General features: G+C 36.5%; 17 protein-coding genes. 8 read left to right on the plus strand and 9 right to left on the minus strand.

What is annotated here, in order from left to right:
* Positions 1-37: 37 nt before the first annotated feature.
* Both glyA and fabF read right to left on the minus strand, forming a co-directional pair.
* The gene (glyA, locus tag ACMAZI_RS11095) at positions 38-1,288 is read right to left on the minus strand and encodes a serine hydroxymethyltransferase (protein WP_412474100.1); all 1,251 of its coding nucleotides are present in this window, start codon (positions 1,286-1,288) and stop codon (positions 38-40) included.
* Between the two features lie 17 nt (positions 1,289-1,305).
* Positions 1,306-2,559 (minus strand): beta-ketoacyl-ACP synthase II, encoded by a 1,254-nt coding sequence (gene fabF, locus ACMAZI_RS11100; protein WP_115361846.1) that lies wholly within the window; start codon positions 2,557-2,559, stop codon positions 1,306-1,308.
* A gap of 192 nt (positions 2,560-2,751) precedes the next feature.
* Here fabF and ACMAZI_RS11105 point away from each other — a divergent pair, with 192 nt between their 5' ends.
* Together ACMAZI_RS11105 and ACMAZI_RS11110 are read left to right on the plus strand one after the other, a co-directional pair.
* Positions 2,752-4,326: a protein-glutamine glutaminase family protein gene (locus ACMAZI_RS11105; protein ID WP_120404175.1), complete on the plus strand. Its 1,575-nt coding sequence runs from the start codon at positions 2,752-2,754 to the stop codon at positions 4,324-4,326.
* A complete protein-coding gene (locus tag ACMAZI_RS11110) occupies positions 4,326-4,586 on the plus strand; it encodes a hypothetical protein (RefSeq protein ID WP_115361842.1) in 261 nt (86 codons plus the stop codon). The genes ACMAZI_RS11105 and ACMAZI_RS11110 overlap by 1 nt, the downstream gene beginning before the upstream one ends.
* Positions 4,587-4,636: 50 nt before the next feature.
* On the opposite strand, the gene acpP is transcribed toward ACMAZI_RS11110, so the two are convergent.
* The 7 genes from acpP to ACMAZI_RS11145 form a co-directional block, all read right to left on the minus strand.
* Positions 4,637-4,861: an acyl carrier protein gene (acpP, locus tag ACMAZI_RS11115; RefSeq protein WP_115361840.1), complete on the minus strand. Its 225-nt coding sequence runs from the start codon at positions 4,859-4,861 to the stop codon at positions 4,637-4,639.
* An 89-nt stretch (positions 4,862-4,950) separates the two neighbouring features.
* Positions 4,951-5,715, minus strand: a complete 765-nt coding sequence (gene fabG / locus ACMAZI_RS11120; RefSeq protein ID WP_162929500.1) for a 3-oxoacyl-ACP reductase FabG — start codon at positions 5,713-5,715, stop codon at positions 4,951-4,953.
* Positions 5,716-5,723: 8 nt separating this feature from the next.
* Positions 5,724-6,677: an ACP S-malonyltransferase gene (gene fabD, locus ACMAZI_RS11125; protein WP_412474101.1), complete on the minus strand. Its 954-nt coding sequence runs from the start codon at positions 6,675-6,677 to the stop codon at positions 5,724-5,726.
* A gap of 17 nt (positions 6,678-6,694) precedes the next feature.
* Positions 6,695-7,693, minus strand: coding sequence for a beta-ketoacyl-ACP synthase III (locus ACMAZI_RS11130; RefSeq protein WP_115361836.1), 999 nt, complete (start codon positions 7,691-7,693; stop codon positions 6,695-6,697).
* Between the two features lie 148 nt (positions 7,694-7,841).
* Entirely contained in the window at positions 7,842-9,161 is a 1,320-nt protein-coding gene (locus ACMAZI_RS11135; RefSeq protein ID WP_412474102.1) for a cytochrome-c peroxidase, read from the minus strand.
* Between the two features lie 148 nt (positions 9,162-9,309).
* On the minus strand, positions 9,310-9,519 hold the full coding sequence (gene rpmF, locus ACMAZI_RS11140) for a 50S ribosomal protein L32 (RefSeq protein WP_115361832.1): 210 nt from the start codon (positions 9,517-9,519) through the stop codon (positions 9,310-9,312).
* A gap of 113 nt (positions 9,520-9,632) precedes the next feature.
* Positions 9,633-10,205 carry a YceD family protein gene (locus tag ACMAZI_RS11145; protein WP_115361830.1) on the minus strand — a complete coding sequence of 191 codons (573 nt, stop codon included), beginning with the start codon at positions 10,203-10,205 and terminating at the stop codon, positions 9,633-9,635.
* Positions 10,206-10,303: 98 nt separating this feature from the next.
* Here ACMAZI_RS11145 and ACMAZI_RS11150 point away from each other — a divergent pair, with 98 nt between their 5' ends.
* The 6 genes from ACMAZI_RS11150 to ACMAZI_RS11175 are packed head-to-tail and all read left to right on the plus strand — an operon-like array spanning position 10,304 to position 16,332.
* Complete coding sequence (locus tag ACMAZI_RS11150) at positions 10,304-10,810, plus strand: shikimate kinase (protein ID WP_158536866.1); 507 nt, start codon at positions 10,304-10,306, stop codon at positions 10,808-10,810.
* A 59-nt stretch (positions 10,811-10,869) separates the two neighbouring features.
* The gene (locus ACMAZI_RS11155; RefSeq protein ID WP_412474103.1) at positions 10,870-12,222 is read left to right on the plus strand and encodes a hypothetical protein; all 1,353 of its coding nucleotides are present in this window, start codon (positions 10,870-10,872) and stop codon (positions 12,220-12,222) included.
* Positions 12,219-13,346 (plus strand): alanine racemase, encoded by a 1,128-nt coding sequence (alr, locus tag ACMAZI_RS11160; RefSeq protein ID WP_120404177.1) that lies wholly within the window; start codon positions 12,219-12,221, stop codon positions 13,344-13,346. The genes ACMAZI_RS11155 and alr overlap by 4 nt, the downstream gene beginning before the upstream one ends.
* 37 nt (positions 13,347-13,383) lie before the next feature.
* Positions 13,384-14,184: an MlaE family ABC transporter permease gene (locus ACMAZI_RS11165; RefSeq protein ID WP_120404178.1), complete on the plus strand. Its 801-nt coding sequence runs from the start codon at positions 13,384-13,386 to the stop codon at positions 14,182-14,184.
* The gene (locus tag ACMAZI_RS11170; RefSeq protein ID WP_115361820.1) at positions 14,185-14,937 is read left to right on the plus strand and encodes an ABC transporter ATP-binding protein; all 753 of its coding nucleotides are present in this window, start codon (positions 14,185-14,187) and stop codon (positions 14,935-14,937) included. It abuts the gene before it with no gap.
* Between the two features lie 24 nt (positions 14,938-14,961).
* A complete protein-coding gene (locus ACMAZI_RS11175) occupies positions 14,962-16,332 on the plus strand; it encodes an MlaD family protein (RefSeq protein ID WP_115361818.1) in 1,371 nt (456 codons plus the stop codon).
* Positions 16,333-16,336: the final 4 nt, after the last annotated feature.

The following is a 16,336-nucleotide window of genomic DNA, read 5'->3' on the forward strand; positions in this document are numbered from 1 at the left end:
GAAAAAGGGAGCTGAAAAGCTCCCTAATGTATTGAAATTAGTATACTGGAAATTCTTTGCAAAGAGCTTGGACCTGTCCTTTTATATCTGCAAGAACACTTTCATTCTCTGCATTCTTAAGGGCCTCAACAATCCAAGTTCCTATCTTCTTCATTTCGTCCTCTTTCATTCCTCTCGTTGTAAGAGCTGGAGTTCCAAGACGAATACCTGAAGTAACAAATGGTGATCTTGTATCACCTGGAATCATATTCTTATTACAAGTAATACCTGCTTGCTCAAGGGCCTTTTCTGCCGCTTTACCAGTTACTCCTGCTGGATCTGTTTTCATAAGAACAAGGTGGTTATCTGTTCCACCTGAAACTAATTCCATACCAAGATCTGTTAGTTGTTTAGCAAGGGCCTGTGCATTTGTAATAACTTGTTTTTGATACTCTTTGTATTGTGGATCAAGTGCTTCTTTGAAAGATACTGCTTTTGCTGCAATAACATGCTCTAGTGGGCCACCTTGAATTCCTGGGAAGACATTAAAGTTAATTTTCTTTGCTAGCTCTTCATCGTTTGTAAGAATGATTCCACCACGTGGACCTCTTAACGTCTTATGTGTTGTCGATGTGACTATATGAGCGTGTGGAAATGGTGAAGGGTGAAGACCTGCGGCAACAAGACCTGCAATATGGGCCATATCAACTAATAGATAAGCACCAACTTCATCAGCAATTTCTCTAAACTTTGCAAAATCAATTGTACGAGGATAAGCACTTGCACCAGCTACAATTACATTTGGCTTATGTTCTTGAGCTGCACGTCTTACATCTTCATAGTCAATCATTTCAGTTTCTGGATTAAGTCCGTAAAATTTTACATCAAAATACTTTCCAGAAAAATTAACCGGTGAACCATGTGTTAAGTGACCACCTTCAGATAGATTCATTCCTAAAATTCTGTCACCAGGTGAGATGATAGAAAAGTAGGCTGCCATATTAGCACCTGATCCTGAGTGTGGTTGAACGTTGGCAAATTTACAACCAAAGACTTTACATAGGCGATCAATTGCAATTTGTTCTACCGTATCAACAACTTCACAACCACCGTAGTAGCGTTTCTTTGGAAGACCTTCAGCGTACTTATTTGTAAGAACTGAGCCTTGGGCCTGCATAACTGCTTTTGATGTATAATTTTCAGAAGCAATAAGTTCAAGACCTTCTTCTTGTCTTGCTAATTCTTTATTAGTTAATGAGAAAATTTCCTCATCCATTTTTTCTAGGCTAACGGCGTCTTTATGAAACATCTTAATCCTTTTTGACTTTAAACTTTCTTTAATACGAGTGACGAATTTGTCGAACCGAATCCAAAAGAATTGTTAAGCGCATATTTAATATCTTTTTTAACGGCCTTATTTGCCGTGTAATTAAGATCGCACTTCGGGTCCTGATTGTCGATATTAATAGTTGGAGGAATCGTTCCAGTGTGTAGCGCAAGCGCTGTAAAGACTGTTTCAATACCACCAGCTGCACCAAGAAGGTGACCAGTCATTGACTTTGTTGAAGATACATTAATTTTTTTTGCATGCTCTTCACCAAGAACACGCTTAATAGCACCAGTTTCAGCAACGTCTCCCAGAGGAGTCGAAGTTCCGTGTGCATTAACATATTCGATATCTTCTGGAGAAATTCCTGCGTCTTCGATTGCTTTTTTCATACAACCATAAGCACCATCACCCTCAGGATGAGGAGCTGTAATATGGTGAGCATCTGAAGTTGCTCCATGTCCTGCTACTTCAGCGTAAATCGTTGCTCCACGCTTTACAGCACTTTCATAATCTTCAAGTACTAGAATCCCAGCACCTTCTCCCATAACGAATCCATCACGATCAATATCAAATGGTCTTGATGCTTTTGTTGGCTCATCAACTCTTTTTGAGAATGCCTTCATATTAATGAAACCACCCATACCTAGGTTACAGATTACGGCTTCAGTTCCACCTGTAATCATTAGGTCATGACGGCCAGATCTAATCTCTTCAACAGCATTTGAAATAGCATGGCATGAAGATGCACAAGCAGATGAAACTGTGTAGTTAACACCCATAAATCCATGCTTAATACTTAATACACCTGATGCCATATTTGGAATGATAGCTGGAATGAAGAAAGGAGAAATACGTCGTGGCCCTTTTTCAACAAAAGCTCTTGCTGTTTGTTCTGTAATAGGGAAGCCACCAATTCCTACACCAAGGATTGCACCTACTTTATACTTATCAAACTCTTCAAGATTAACTCCAGAGTCTTTTAAGGCCTCATCTGTTGCATGAAGAGCAAAGTGTATAAAGCGGTCATATTTCTTGGCCTCTCTTGCTTCCATTATATCTTCTGAAAGTTCGAAGTCCTTTACCTCTCCAGCAATCTTGATTGCAAGATCTGGTACTGGCCAACTTTCAACTTCTGAGATTCCTGACTTTCCTTCAACAATCCCATTCCATACTTCTTTTGTGTTTTTACCTAGGCCACAGATTGTTCCTAGTCCTGTTATAACTACACGGCGATTTCTATTTGTCGTCATATACATATCCTTATTTTTTCCTAGTATTTGATAATTTTGAAGGCCATTTGACAAGTCTTTGAGGCTCTTAAATTTTACAGAATTCAATGGGTTCTGTTTAAATTTAAACGATATTTCAATAAGTTATAAGAAATAACGAATTTAATTCTTAATAAGTTAATATTTTTAGGTAATTACCCCGATAATGCCTCTATGACTAAAAATATTATCCTATTGGTTTTGTCAATTTTTTCTATTTATTCACATGCAACATCAGTTGTCTTCTCTGATGATCTCAGCTTTGATAATTGTAAAGCTCCTTCAAAGGTACCCGTTGTCGTTTGTGAAAACGGTGGAAAAAGAGCGATTGTTCAAATCAATAGCAGGGGACATCTTTTAGGTCTTGTTACTGAAGGTGGGACTTCAAAAACATTTGCTGTTAAGCAGATCGTTGAAAATGGTGTTCCGACATACTACAACAGTTTAAGTGATAAGATTAATGAGGAGAGAGCAACCTCAGAATTCACAACACCTATTACAAAGTTACAAGAAATTGCAGAAAGAAAAAAATCAATCGAACAAGCAATAGAAATTGCTAAAAAAGAAAATAGTAATATTTTAGAAGACCTTGAAGATTTTGATAGTGACTTAGATGATAGCTTAAATAAGCTAAAATCAGTTGTTGCTCAGGCTTCAAACTTATTATGGGTTAACACTAAAAAAGATGGAAATATTCATTGTGAGATGAGTACAAAGTGTCCTATTAAAAAGTGTGGAGACAATCATTTCTTTATTTTTGATCCTTCTCGAAATATCTTCATGCCAATTAACTACACTCGTGACTCACGAGGTAATGCAAAGTTTACCAAGAGTGATTCTCAAATAACTATAGCAAGAACAATGAATGGTGCAGTTCTAGAATTAAATGACGACTATAAAACTTCTCGTTTAACAGCTGCAAGAAAGGCACCTCAAAATTTACAAAGTAATCCAACGGCCTATTTTAGTTTTCAAGATGCCCGCTTTAGTGATTATCTCAAGACAATCATTCCACATTGTTCTCAGAACATTAAAGACGATATTATCAGCCTTGGTGTACAAACTAATAATGAAAGAGCAAACCTAGACTTTGTTCATCTTGTTGAAGTTGTTAACGGTACTATCAATAGTCAGTATATTAATAAGAAATTTCTTCCAAAAAATAGCTGTCGTGATGGTGATTCATATTACACGGCCGAAAGTTATAAAGAGTCGCAAGAATTTGTTCCTCGATCAAGTGGTGTTATCTCTTGGAAAAAAGCAGGAGAGCTCTTTGAGAAAGCAAAGAAAATGAAAGAGCTAACTTGGCGTTATACAGCAGATGGTTGTTATGCCAGAGCTGAACTTATGGTTAATATGATGGAAGAAGAAGGAGTCATTGCTGATAAGGCATGGACCTCTGGATATTTGAAATCAAAATCTTCACCTCATCCATGGTCTTACCATGTTGCTCCAGTAGTATATGTTAATAATGGGCGAGGCCATGTACAAAAAATGATTATTGATCCTGCCGTTGCAAATGGTCCAGTTGAGCCAGATGAGTGGTTAAGGCTTATGGGTGTAAATGAAAAGAACCTCGATCAAGTTGGCTTCCCACCAAGTTTAGATGCTGTCTCAGTTGGTCGAAATACATTTACGATTTCTGATCGAAGTACATTTCATCCTCAGGACAAGACAAGACTTACAAAAGAGCAAAGGGTTACTGCCGCGAGAGCTCTTTTAGCTGATTTAGGAAATAGGTTACAATAATGCACAAGGTATTTTTAATTCTTTCAATATTATGTAGCTCTGTTTTTGCCTCAAGTATTAGTAGTGCAAAGTACACTGTCTCAAAGATTATTAATAAAGATGGAAAAACTCTTGTTTCCTTTATTGAGAGTGCAACTTTTTATAAGGCAAATGAAAAAGAATTAAAGTGTATTCAAGAATCAACTAAGAATGATAGAAAAGTTAAAATAGATTACGACTATAAAACATATGAAATAAAGTCATGTAAGATTGTAGAATAAAAAAAGCCTGCAAATTGCAGGCTTTCTTTTTATCTAAAATTTAAATTAGATTATTGCTTAGACTCAAGGTACTTAACAACGTCTTGAACAGACTTAAGACCTTCTGCATCTTCTTCTGGAATTTGAATATCAAATTCATCTTCCATTTTCATCATAAGTTCTACGATGTCTAATGAGTCAAGGTTTAGATCATCTACGAATGATGTTGAAGCGTTGATTTTTGCGATATCGATTTTTGTTTGATCCGCTACTAGTTGAATTACTTTTTGTTCCATATTTGTCTCCTAATTAAATATTAAGCTTTAAACTCAATCTCTCTCTATTAGTTATGTTAAATTTTTAATTTTAGTATATTAATATTTTTCTAGATATAAAGTCCACCGTCAATTTTAATTACTTCACCAGTAATATATCCTGACGCTTGGCTAAGAAGAAAACAAACAAGGTTTGATACATCTTCAGTTGACCCAAAGCGTGAAGTTGGAATTGAAGCAATATAGGCTTCTTTAGCCTTTTCTTCGAGAGAATCAGTCATATCAGTTTCAATAAAACCTGGACAGATTGCGTTACAGCGAATGTTGCGGCTAGCTAATTCTTTCGCTACTGACTTTGTTGCTCCAATTAGTCCCGCTTTAGAAGCAGAGTAAGCTGTTTGTGAAATATTACCCATTAAGCCAACAATTGAGCTGATATTAACAATTGATACATTCTCGGCCTTTAGGAAACCACGAGAACAAATACTTGTTAACATGATTGCACCCTTTAGGTTTGTATCAATAATTGCATCCAGATCTGCTTTTCTCGTTCTAAGGATAAGGCTGTCTTTTGATACTCCGGCATTATTTACTAACCCCTCAAGTGGGCCATATTCTTTTGTGAAGTCGTTTACTGCAGTCTTCATTTGTTCTTCGTTATTTAGATCAAACATGAGTCCTGTTACATTTGAAGCACCAAGCTCTTTTAGTTTTGCTTCTACTTCTTTTGCGACCTCTTCTTTACCCTCACGATAATTGAAGACAACGTGAGCACCTTGAGTTGCAAGAGATTTTGCAATCTCTAAACCGATACCACGGCTAGCACCAGTGATTAGAACTTTCTTATTTTTAAGGTCATTATAAGTTGCAATCATATATGCTCCTATGAGTTTAAAGCTTCTTTTAGCTCGTCAAATGCACCGTCTTTATCAAGTGAGATGACTTTTATATTGCGGTTAATCTTTCTAGCAAGTCCCATTAGCACTCTTCCTGGCCCAACTTCAATACAAAGAGTATCGTCATCAAGACTCTGGAAACTTTGAGTCCATAGTACAGAACCATCAATTTGCTTAATGAGGTTCTCTTTTACGATGTCACCGTCTGTACCAATTTGATACTTTTTGGCATCGATGTTGGCAATATAAGGAATTGTCGTTTTATTAAAAGTTACGTCATTAAAAAATGCTGCCATATTCTCTCGAGCTGGCTTCATCAGGCTTGAATGGAAGGGAGCACTTACTTTAAGTTCAACAGTCTTATGTGGATCAGAAAAGTTTTCAGAAATCCAAGCAACGGCCTTATCACATGCATCAGCATGTCCTGAGATAACTATTTGACCAGGTTCATTGAAGTTTGCTGGCATAACTTCATTACCTTCTGATGAAACTTCTTTACATGCCTTTTCTACAATTTCTGCTGGCACTCTCATGACAGCATACATTTTACCCATTCCTGCTGGAACGGCTTCTTGCATATATTTTCCACGATTGTGCACAGACTTTAGTGCGTCTTCAAAACTTAGAGCACCAGCAGCGACAAGCGCAGGGTATTCACCAACTGAGTGGCCAAGAACACATGATACTTCAATTCCTGCTTCGTCTAAAATTTCTTTGGCTTTTTGATAAAGGCCAATTGAATAAGTAAGAATTGCTGGCTGTGTATTTTGAGTTAGTGTTAACTCTTCAGCAGGACCTTCAAGCATAATTTTTGAAAGATCATAACCAAGAGTCTTATTTGCTTTTTCTAGTAATTCGAAAGAAGGGTGTCCTTCAAGACTTTTTCCCATTCCAACATATTGTGATCCCTGACCAGGGAAGATTAATACTACTTTCTTCATATCAATAAACCTTTTAATTAGTATTTAAGTAATGTAGCACCGCTTGTTAGTCCGGCACCAAATGCATCTAGTAATAATAATTGTCCGCGCTTGATTCGACCGTCTGTAATTGCTTCGTGCATTGCAATCGGTACTGTAGCCGCAGATGTATTGGCATACTTATCAATATTGATAATAACTTTTTCAGGGTTGATTCCTAAAAGTTTTCCTGTTGTTTCAATAATTCTCACATTCGCTTGATGAGGAATTAGCCAATCGACTTCTTCAAGATCCTTTCCTGCTTTTTCTAAAACTTTCTTTGCATTATCTGCAAGTGTTCTAGTGGCAACACGGAACATTTCCTTTCCTTTCATTTGCATATAGTGAGTTCTATTTTCTAAGTGCTCAGCTGTGATTGGGTCAATTGCTCCTCCAACTGGTTGGTCGAAGAATTCTTTTCCTGAACCGTCGGCACCAAGCTCAAGTGATAGGATATCTGAATCATCACCATCTTCATTGGCCCCAATAATAGCAACACCACAACCATCTCCAAAAAGAATACAAGTGTTACGATCTTCCCAGTTAACTTCTCGTGATAACATTTCAGAACCTACGATTAGTGCATTTTTAATTGCACCCATTTTTATCAGTCCTGTGACCATATTGATTCCGTAAACAAATCCAGAGCAAGCTGCTGCAATATCGATTGCCGCACACTTATTAGTAATGCCTAGTTTTTGTTGAAGAATACATGCTGTATTTGGAAGTTTGTAATCAGGTGTAACAGAAGCAAAGACAATCATGTCGATATCATTTGGTTCCATTCCAGCTGTTTTTAATGCATCCATTGTTGCATGATAGGCCATATCACTTGGCCATTCTCCACCTTCAGTAGAGCAGATATGTCTTTGGCGAATACCTGTTCTTTCAAAGATCCATTCATCACTAGTTTCAACCATGCTTTCGAGGTCGACATTTGTTCTAACTTCTTTAGGAACGTAGATCCCTGTTCCTTTAATTTTAACTTTTGTATTCATTTAAAATTCCTAACCTTGGTTATAAAAATTGGCCCTATTTTAGGTAGTATAGCAATGATGGGGAAGGGAAGGGGCGTTATGAATTGATGCGCAGTGTTTTTGTATAGGTTTTACAAAAAAAGGCCACTGATGTGGCCTTTCGTTCATATTATTTAGTTTGTTTACTTGATAAGTCTTCAGATAGCCCTCTGAGACGCTTTGTTGCCAACCCTGTTCTGAGGAATTGAACGAGGTCAGCCTTCTCGTTTTCAGTCAGATTCAGTGGACGTCTAATATCATCATCACTTATTAACTGAAATCTAAGTTTATTGTTAACAAAACTTTCATCTTTTACGATTTTTTCTTCATAAAGGGCCTGAATTGTTTCGGAAAGATCGTAGTTTCTGATAGCTCGTCGAGTGTGATTATAATGATCAACAACTTCTTCCAATGTTGAGTAAACCCCATTGTGCATGTACGGAGCTGAAAGATGAATATTTCTAAGAGGAGGTGTCCTAAAGTTATATTGATCGGCCTTGGCCCCTGTTACTTCATATCTTCCCTTATCGTTTAGAGAAGCTTGAGCATCAATCGGTCCAATTTCAGGTAGTCCAATCGATTTATAATCCCAATCTGTTAAATGACGACCACTATGGCAATTGATACATGCTCCTTTATCGAGGAATACCTTTAATCCGCGCTTCTCGCTATCATTCATGGCATTTAAGTCTCCATCAAGATATTGGTCATATGGTGTATTCACAACATTGAAGTTTCTTGTAATAAAAGCTGCAAGAGAATTTGCCACATGAGTGATATCTATTTTTCCCTTTTTATAATCTTGAGGGTAGGCGCGCTTAAAGAGGTTTTGATACATGGCATTTTTCTTACCATTTAAAAGTCGTTTAACAAGTCCATTCCATTTTTTTAAGTCACCTTCAAGTGATGCAATTTCATTATTTTCACCAAGCATTTCTTCAGGCGAGAGTAGTGGAAAGATAACTTGAACAGCAAGAGAGCCGCTAAACTTACTCCATAGGTCCTTTCTTGCATTAAGCTCAGTACTTGGAGACATAAACTCTTGTTTTGATTTATCGTAGTGTACTCTTCCATCCCAGAACATATCAACAATATCATCGTAACCAAGATTTATAAGAGTAGGTGCGTGGCGCTTAATAATTTTACCCTTACCATCTTGAACACGTCCTGTTCCTAGGCCTTTTCCACCTGTTCCAATTGAGAAAGGAAGATCATCACCTGTGCCAAGCATTGGATGGTGGCAGTGCATACAAGTAATGTCGTTATTTCCACTTAATTGAAGTTCAGCAAAAAGCCTCGAACCTAGGATAACCTCATTCTGGTTTTGTAATTTTGACTCTGGAAGTGATGTCAGTTGATGCTTTTCAATTAGGGTTGCAAGTGACTTATCTAGTGGTGACATTGCTGATGCATAAACTGTCATCATTAGAATGATTAAAATTTTATTCATGTGTGTTCTCTCTCTAAATATTTTCTATCTTTATACAAGAGAAGAGTTTGATGGGTCAAACTGATTTTTATTAGCTTTAGAAAGATATAAAACACAAAAAGCCCACTCAAAGAGTGGGCCTTTCTTATATGAAAAATAATGAATTATCTTATTCTTCTGTTGTTTCTTCTCTATCCGCTTTAGTAGTGAAGATCTGCTTACCTTTCCAGTAACCTGAAGGAGAGATACATCCCTTCTTAGTAAGTTCACCAGTTGTTGAATCAGCTACAACTACATTGTTCGCGTAAAGCTTGTGTGTTTGTCCAGCTCTTCTTAGGCCTTTTCTTGAAACACTTGTCTTCTTCTTAGGTACTGCCATTTTCTACTCCGTTATATTCAACTACAAAATTATTTCTTTTATAAATGAGCTTATGTAAATACATCACTCACGTCATTTTTACAAGCCAAAAGAGGCCTTGTTTTTATCTATTCTTAATTCGCATGCTCGCAAGTCTCTGAATTTTGGTCAACACCACATATTTGGCAAAGACCTTTGCAATCTGCGTCATGTAGAGGGTAGTGATTTACTGCCAAAAAGCAACATTCTGCCAAGGCTTCTTTTAAGTCGGCCTTTCCGCGATTATGAAAGTACATATCTGCCATTTCATCACTTACAAAAATCTCATCAACCTCTTCGTACTCAGGATCGTCTTCGTATCGCTTATTTACATATGCAGCTGTGAATTCAGAATCAAAAGTCTGTGGTGTATCAATTAAGCAGCGGATACAAGTTGCTGTATACGCCCCTGATACCTTTCCTTTGACGATTAAGTGCTCACCAAAAGTATAGTCTCTTGCATTTTTTAGTTGTAGCTCTACGCTTAAGCCTTCAAAACCTTCCGGCTTAACTTCAGGTTCAAAGTCCTTTGTGATTCCATCAAGAATCTCTTTTACCCAAGTGCAATCTTTATCAGTAAGATTGTAAGTTTCAAACTCGTCTCCAACTCGTGAGATTAGGATTGTGGAATCTTTTAGAAAGCTATTTTCTTTATTAACTATTTGCATATTTCCTCTAAATTTAGATGTCCTTCTGTGTATATTGCGTAAGGCCAAAATGCAAGAAAATTAGGACATTATGGTGGGAATCGTGTAGTTTTTTACGTATGAGAATCTTTATAACGGGCTTTTCTGGAGCCGGCAAAACAACTTTTGGTGAGAAACTATCTAAAGATAGTGAATTTCAAGTATTTGATCTGGATGAAGAGATTTTTAATCGAATGGGGACTGGCTACGACAGTCTTGGGGAGTATATCCAAGAGATCGGTATTGATGAATTTCGTAAGGATGAATTTGATATGCTCAAGCTCCTACATCAAAATATGAAGGATAACTATATGATTACATTAGGAGCAGGTGCTCTTGATGAAAAGAGTGTAGCAGATTTTATAGAAGAGATTGGTGGAAAATTAGTCTATTTAAAATGTGACTTCGAAGAGTGTTGGCAACGTTTAAAGAAAGATGGAAATCGCCCACTTGCTAAATATGGCCGCGAGTTTATGGAAAATCTCTATAAAAAGAGAGCTCCTACTTATGAAAAGAGTCATCTTTTACTTAATCAAGAAGAAATTCTTGAAATAAATACAGTCCAGGACCTCTTAAAATTGCTATAGAACGTCTCTTTTGATACGATTTTAAGCGATGTTATGTCCTTAGAAGGAGTTTTTGCGCCATGACAATGAATAGTCCAAAAGTTGCGATCCTTTCATCAATGATTGATGACTGTAAATCATTTTCAAAAATTTTCAAAAGTATTAATACTGTTGTCGACTCATACGACACTGTAGACTCTTTCTTAATCGCTCACTTACAAAAGCAATACGACCTTGTTATAGCAAGTGCAAATGATGCGACATTTGAGGGACAATTTCTTTTTAATCGATCTGAGTTAAAGTCCGTTAAGAGAGCTTTCATTGTTTCAACGAATTCAGAACTGAAGACTGTTGCAACGAATGAGAATATTGGAATTATATATCGCGATTTAGATTTGCTTGCGCAAATTAGACATGTACTAAATCAGTACAATCAACAAACATCGTTAAAGAGACAATTAGCTCAACTTGAATCATTTCATGATAAGTACCGTCACCGTCAAGAAGCACTTGTTGCGAGTCTTGAAAGTGAAAGAACGAAGACTCTTTATGGGAAAGACTTCTTTGAAGTTTGTGACAGCATTAATTTTAATAGAGAAGAAAATGATTTAACTTCTCTTATAACAAATGTTTTTGAACCTTTAGAGTTTGTCTCAGGTTATACAATTTTTGAATTAAATCAAAAGACCAATAAGCTTTCACCTTTAAAGCATGATGGGCATAAGTCTATTGAAGTTCCTGAGGTTTGGCTTGGTCATATTAAACTTAAAGGCGTTAATGAAAATGGAATGAATATGGTGAAGAATATTGTTTCTAACCTAGTTCACAATCCTGTTGTTACCTTAGAATTATCGGAAAATGGTGTCGATACAACTAGTGTTGTAGCACTTGAAGTTGATCGCGATTATTTATTTAACTTTAATTGGCAGGTCATAGAAACACTTTTAAGTGGGATTTATTCTCAAATAAAGAATTCATTAACTCATGTTTCTTCTATCGCACAGGCTAAAGGTCCATTTGAATTATTATCAAATATCTCTGAAGTTAGTCATGGAAGGAATTTAATATCGATTGATACTTCTGAAATTACAGATCTAATGGAGTTAAGATCAGACTTCTCATTTGACTGGAATACATTTTGGAAAGATATGAAAGTTTATCTTTCTCAAATCACTAGTATTGGCAATATTTACAATATCTCTTTTGAATCAATTGTACTGGATGTGGAAAATGACTTTTTTGATGAAAGTTATGCAGCCGCTCAAGACCTTTGTAAGAATATAAGATTAGGAAAGTATTTTAGCGGAAAAGATAAGAGTCTTATTCTATCAATGCAGCTAAATGTTTCTGAAATTCCTTACTCTGGGTATTCAATGGTGACGACATCACGAAAGTTGAGAGGAAAAAGAGCGTTTCAAGATAGTACCTTATGAGAATAAAAAGTAGTATGGAGGTTAATGTCTCCACTCTTTCGCAAAACTATCAACTTTTAAAAGAAATTTGTCCTAATAATGAAACTCTCTTTATGGTCAAGGCCAATGCCTATGGACATGGACTGGTGCCAGTTGTTAAGTTTGCTTATTATGAGCTTGGCATAAAAGAGTTTGGTTGTGCCAGTATTGGAGAGGCTCTTAGGCTTCGTGAAGAAATTCCAAATGGAGAGTTTGAAGTTTATGTCTTTTCTGATGTGAACCTAGATCTTCAAGAAGCAGCAGATATTTATTTAAATAATCGAATTATCCCAGTTATTTCAAATGAAACAAACTTAGAGTTCTTCTTGTCTCATGAGGAATTTCGCTACTTCCCACTTTGTTTAAAATTCAATACGGGAATGAATCGACTCGGAATAAAAATGGATCGAATCGATTATGCGATTCAAACAATCAAAAAGCATGGCCGATCAAGTATTTATCATTTGATGACCCACTTTTCGAGCTCAAGCTTATCAATGCAAAAAAATAAGAGAAATCTAACTCAAAAAGAGAATTGGAAAGAATTAAAGTCTCAAATCAATAGTTCTGGAATTGAAATTCATAAATCATCAATTGCAAACTCTGGTGCAATTGAGCAAAAAGTTGGCCTTGAAGAGTCTCATGTTCGTGCAGGATTAATGATGTATGGCCCGTCTTCTTTGTTGCCTCAGTATAATAAGTTGAGTTGCTGGAAAGGAAAGTTGATCTCTAAACTTGAGACAACTTTTATTGATAGTTTTCAAGTTGATCGAGGTACGCCTATAGGCTATGGAGCAACCCCATGCCCATCAGCAGGTACTGTGGGAGTTTTTGCTCTAGGATATGGTGATGGTTTTTCAACTCGCTATCAAAATGTTCACCTTAATCATGGGGAGCATGAAGGGCAAATTGTAGGGCGAGTTAATATGGATATGGCACAGATTTTGTTTCCTAACACAAACCTAACAATCAAAAATGGCGAAAGGTTTGTCGTATGGGATCAAAATGGTCAAAACTTTTCTAATATATGTGTCGAATCAAAGACTATTCCTTACGAAGTGTTTATTCACTTAACTGAAAGAATTCCCAAAATATATCGACAGTAAGTAGCAGTTTCATTCTTTTTCCATTAGAATTTAAGTAATGAATCTTTTACTTAGAACATTTGTTTCCTTTAATGAAAATTTAGGAAAATTAGTTATTTTCAATTTGGCAGGTCTTGGCAAAGTGATGAAGTTCATTGTGAACTTTTTTTACTGGTTAACGAAGAGGCCGTATCGTTTCAAATTATTTTTTGAACAAATGGAATTTGTCGGAAACAAAAGTCTATTTATTATTTTCTTGGCCGGTGCATTCACCGGAATGGTTATGGCCTATCAAACATACTTTGGTTTTAAGTTAATCAATGTTGATTCTCTTGTTGGCCCAGTTGTTGCAATTTCTTTAGCAAAGGAATTAGCTCCTGTTTTAACAGGGCTAATTGTTGCAGGTCGAGCAGGGGCTGCGATGGCAGCACAAATTGGAACGATGAAAGTTACTGAACAAATTGATGCTCTTGAAGTTATGGGCATTAGTAGTATGCAATACCTTGCTGTTCCAAGAATTATTGCTGGTACTTTATCAGTTCCACTATTATCAGTTTTCTTTTTATTAGTAGGGAATGTTGGCTCATACATTGTCGGAACCTATGCCTTGCAGATTGATGATGCCATTTACTTGTCTAAGCTTGGACAATTTATGTACGTCTCAGATATTTTTCAAGGTGTAATTAAAGCGACTGTCTTTGGTTTCGTTATTTCAGTAATTGGAACTTACTTTGGCTTTGCTGTCACAAAAGGTGCACAAGGAGTCGGTAAGGGGACAAACCTCGCTGTTGTATGGGGAATGATTTCGGTTTTAGTTTTAGATTATTTTTTAACAAGTTTCTTAGTGCAGGTGATGTAGATGTTAGAATTTGATGATCATTCAGTACGAATTAGAAACTTAACCAAGACTTTTGGTAAGCACACTGTTTTAAGTGAATTAAACTTTGATATAAAACGAGGAAGTATTACTACAATCCTCGGCTTTTCAGGAGCTGGAAAATCAACACTCTTAAAGCATATCCTAGGACTTCATCATCCAACTTCTGGATCAATTGAGGTTTTGGGAAAAGACTTATCAACTCTTCAAGAAGATAAGCTTCGTGAATTCCGTCAAAACTACGGAATGCTTTTTCAATATGCGGCACTTTTTGATTCAATGACAACAATTGAAAATGTGGCCTTTCCATTAATTGAATTCACAAAATTAAATGAAAGTGAAATTAAAGAGAAAGCAGCTTCTTTATTAAAATCAGTAGGTCTTCAGGAGATCTCTTTTGATAAACTACCAAGTGAATTGTCTGGTGGTATGAGAAAAAGGGTAGGTCTTGCAAGAGCACTGGCCCTAAGTCCACAGCTTATGCTCTATGATGAGCCAACAACTGGACTTGATCCTATTACAACTAAAATGGTCAACGATTTGATCATAGAAACAAGTAAATTACATAAAGATATTGGATTAACCTCAATTATTATTTCGCACGACGTAAAAGCATCGCTTGAAATTTCCGACTACGTTGCCTTTTTAAACCGTGGTAATATTGTTGAGTATCTACCTGCAAATGATTTCAAAAACTCAGACCATCCATTGGTTCAAGAGTTTATTAATTTATAGGTAGTTCCAGGGAAGAGGAATTATATGAATGAATTTAAAGTCGGCTTAATGGCCTTGGCCGCCATGATAGCTGTTGTTGTTATGTCCTTAGTTGTAACTTCAAACCAATCTGGTTTTGGAGCTTATAATGATTATTACACAACTATTAATGATGCCTCTGGTATCTTTCCAAAAACTCCAATCAAAGTTGCTGGTATTAATGCGGGACGAATTAAAGATATTCAACTAACTGGAAATAAGGCCCGTATTAGTTTTGAGGTTCTTGAAAGAGTTAAGATCACAAAGGGTTCCAAGCTTAGAATTCGATCAGTAGGTTTCTTAGGTGATAAGTACTTAGAAATTTACGTTGCTAATAATGATGAACTCCTTCCGGATGGTTCAGAGCTTCTAGCGGAAGAGAAAGCAGGTATTGAAACACTTCTAAAAGATGCAAGTGAAGTTATGCAAGATGTAAAAGTTCTTGTTGGAAGTATTAAAGAGTCTTTTGTTCCAGAGGGTGGTGAGCCAGCGATGAAAAAGATCGTAGCTGATGTTCAGGAGACGATGACGAATACGAAAGAATTAACAGGTAAGCTTAATGATCTCGTTGGAAGGAATAATCAAAAACTTCAACGAATTATTGATAATCTCGAAGACTTTACTGCTCAAATAGCATACCAAACAGATGCAAACGAGCCAGCAAGTGCTGTTGCAGATGTAAAAGAGATTCTTAAGAAAGCTGATAATATGATGGCCGATCTTGAGGACCTTGTTCAAAATATCAAAGATGGGAAGGGAACAGTTGGTAAGCTTCTTGTTGAAGAAGAGATTGCAGATGAAGTTAAGTCAACTCTATCAAGTGTTCAAAAAGTAATTGGACGAGTTGATAGTATCCGAACACAATTGTCGGTTTATACTGGTGCAAATACGAGAACTGATCAAACAGATACAACTGCTGAACTTCGTATCTTTCCATCGCCTGGCCGTTTTTACCTGGTAGGTGTAACGACTTCTGAATTTGGGCCTGAAAGACGAAAGATCACAGAAACAACTGTTGGTGGGACAACGACTATTGAGGATGAGAAGGTTAGAAAATACAATGACGTTCTCCTCAACCTTCAATTAGGTCGTCGTATCGACAATTGGACATTCCGTGGAGGACTTATCGATTCTTACGGTGGTCTTGCTGTTGATTATAATTTTGATGACTGGAATACCATTACAAGCCTTGAGGTCTTCGATTACCGAGATAATATTGGGCCAAATATTCGTATCGGATTAGATTTTCAACTATGGAGTGTAATTTATGGTAAAATTGAGGGTGAAGATTTAATTAATGATCCTGGTATGGTTTATAGTTTAGGATTAAAGTTTAATGACGAAGATATTAAAGGCTTAGTAGGGATTTTCTTATAAAGAA

This window comes from Halobacteriovorax sp. YZS-3-1, from assembly GCF_047084945.1.
Classification (GTDB): Bacteria; Bdellovibrionota; Bacteriovoracia; order Bacteriovoracales; family Bacteriovoracaceae; genus Halobacteriovorax_A; species Halobacteriovorax_A vibrionivorans.

What these genes read in the sequence shown, in the direction of transcription:
- ACMAZI_RS11105 (WP_120404175.1), top strand. Translation starts at nt 2,752, where the DNA reads ATGACTAAAAATATTATCCTATTGGTTTTGTCAATTTTTTCTATTTAT.
- ACMAZI_RS11165 (WP_120404178.1), top strand. Translation starts at nt 13,384, where the DNA reads ATGAATCTTTTACTTAGAACATTTGTTTCCTTTAATGAAAATTTAGGA.
- fabD (WP_412474101.1), bottom strand. Translation starts at nt 6,677, where the DNA reads ATGAAGAAAGTAGTATTAATCTTCCCTGGTCAGGGATCACAATATGTT.
- fabG (WP_162929500.1), bottom strand. Translation starts at nt 5,715, where the DNA reads ATGATTGCAACTTATAATGACCTTAAAAATAAGAAAGTTCTAATCACT.
- rpmF (WP_115361832.1), bottom strand. Translation starts at nt 9,519, where the DNA reads ATGGCAGTACCTAAGAAGAAGACAAGTGTTTCAAGAAAAGGCCTAAGA.
- ACMAZI_RS11130 (WP_115361836.1), bottom strand. Translation starts at nt 7,693, where the DNA reads ATGAATACAAAAGTTAAAATTAAAGGAACAGGGATCTACGTTCCTAAA.
- ACMAZI_RS11175 (WP_115361818.1), top strand. Translation starts at nt 14,962, where the DNA reads ATGAATGAATTTAAAGTCGGCTTAATGGCCTTGGCCGCCATGATAGCT.
- ACMAZI_RS11155 (WP_412474103.1), top strand. Translation starts at nt 10,870, where the DNA reads ATGACAATGAATAGTCCAAAAGTTGCGATCCTTTCATCAATGATTGAT.
- acpP (WP_115361840.1), bottom strand. Translation starts at nt 4,861, where the DNA reads ATGGAACAAAAAGTAATTCAACTAGTAGCGGATCAAACAAAAATCGAT.
- alr (WP_120404177.1), top strand. Translation starts at nt 12,219, where the DNA reads ATGAGAATAAAAAGTAGTATGGAGGTTAATGTCTCCACTCTTTCGCAA.
- ACMAZI_RS11170 (WP_115361820.1), top strand. Translation starts at nt 14,185, where the DNA reads ATGTTAGAATTTGATGATCATTCAGTACGAATTAGAAACTTAACCAAG.
- ACMAZI_RS11150 (WP_158536866.1), top strand. Translation starts at nt 10,304, where the DNA reads ATGAGAATCTTTATAACGGGCTTTTCTGGAGCCGGCAAAACAACTTTT.
- glyA (WP_412474100.1), bottom strand. Translation starts at nt 1,288, where the DNA reads ATGTTTCATAAAGACGCCGTTAGCCTAGAAAAAATGGATGAGGAAATT.
- ACMAZI_RS11110 (WP_115361842.1), top strand. Translation starts at nt 4,326, where the DNA reads ATGCACAAGGTATTTTTAATTCTTTCAATATTATGTAGCTCTGTTTTT.
- ACMAZI_RS11135 (WP_412474102.1), bottom strand. Translation starts at nt 9,161, where the DNA reads ATGAATAAAATTTTAATCATTCTAATGATGACAGTTTATGCATCAGCA.
- fabF (WP_115361846.1), bottom strand. Translation starts at nt 2,559, where the DNA reads ATGACGACAAATAGAAATCGCCGTGTAGTTATAACAGGACTAGGAACA.
- ACMAZI_RS11145 (WP_115361830.1), bottom strand. Translation starts at nt 10,205, where the DNA reads ATGCAAATAGTTAATAAAGAAAATAGCTTTCTAAAAGATTCCACAATC.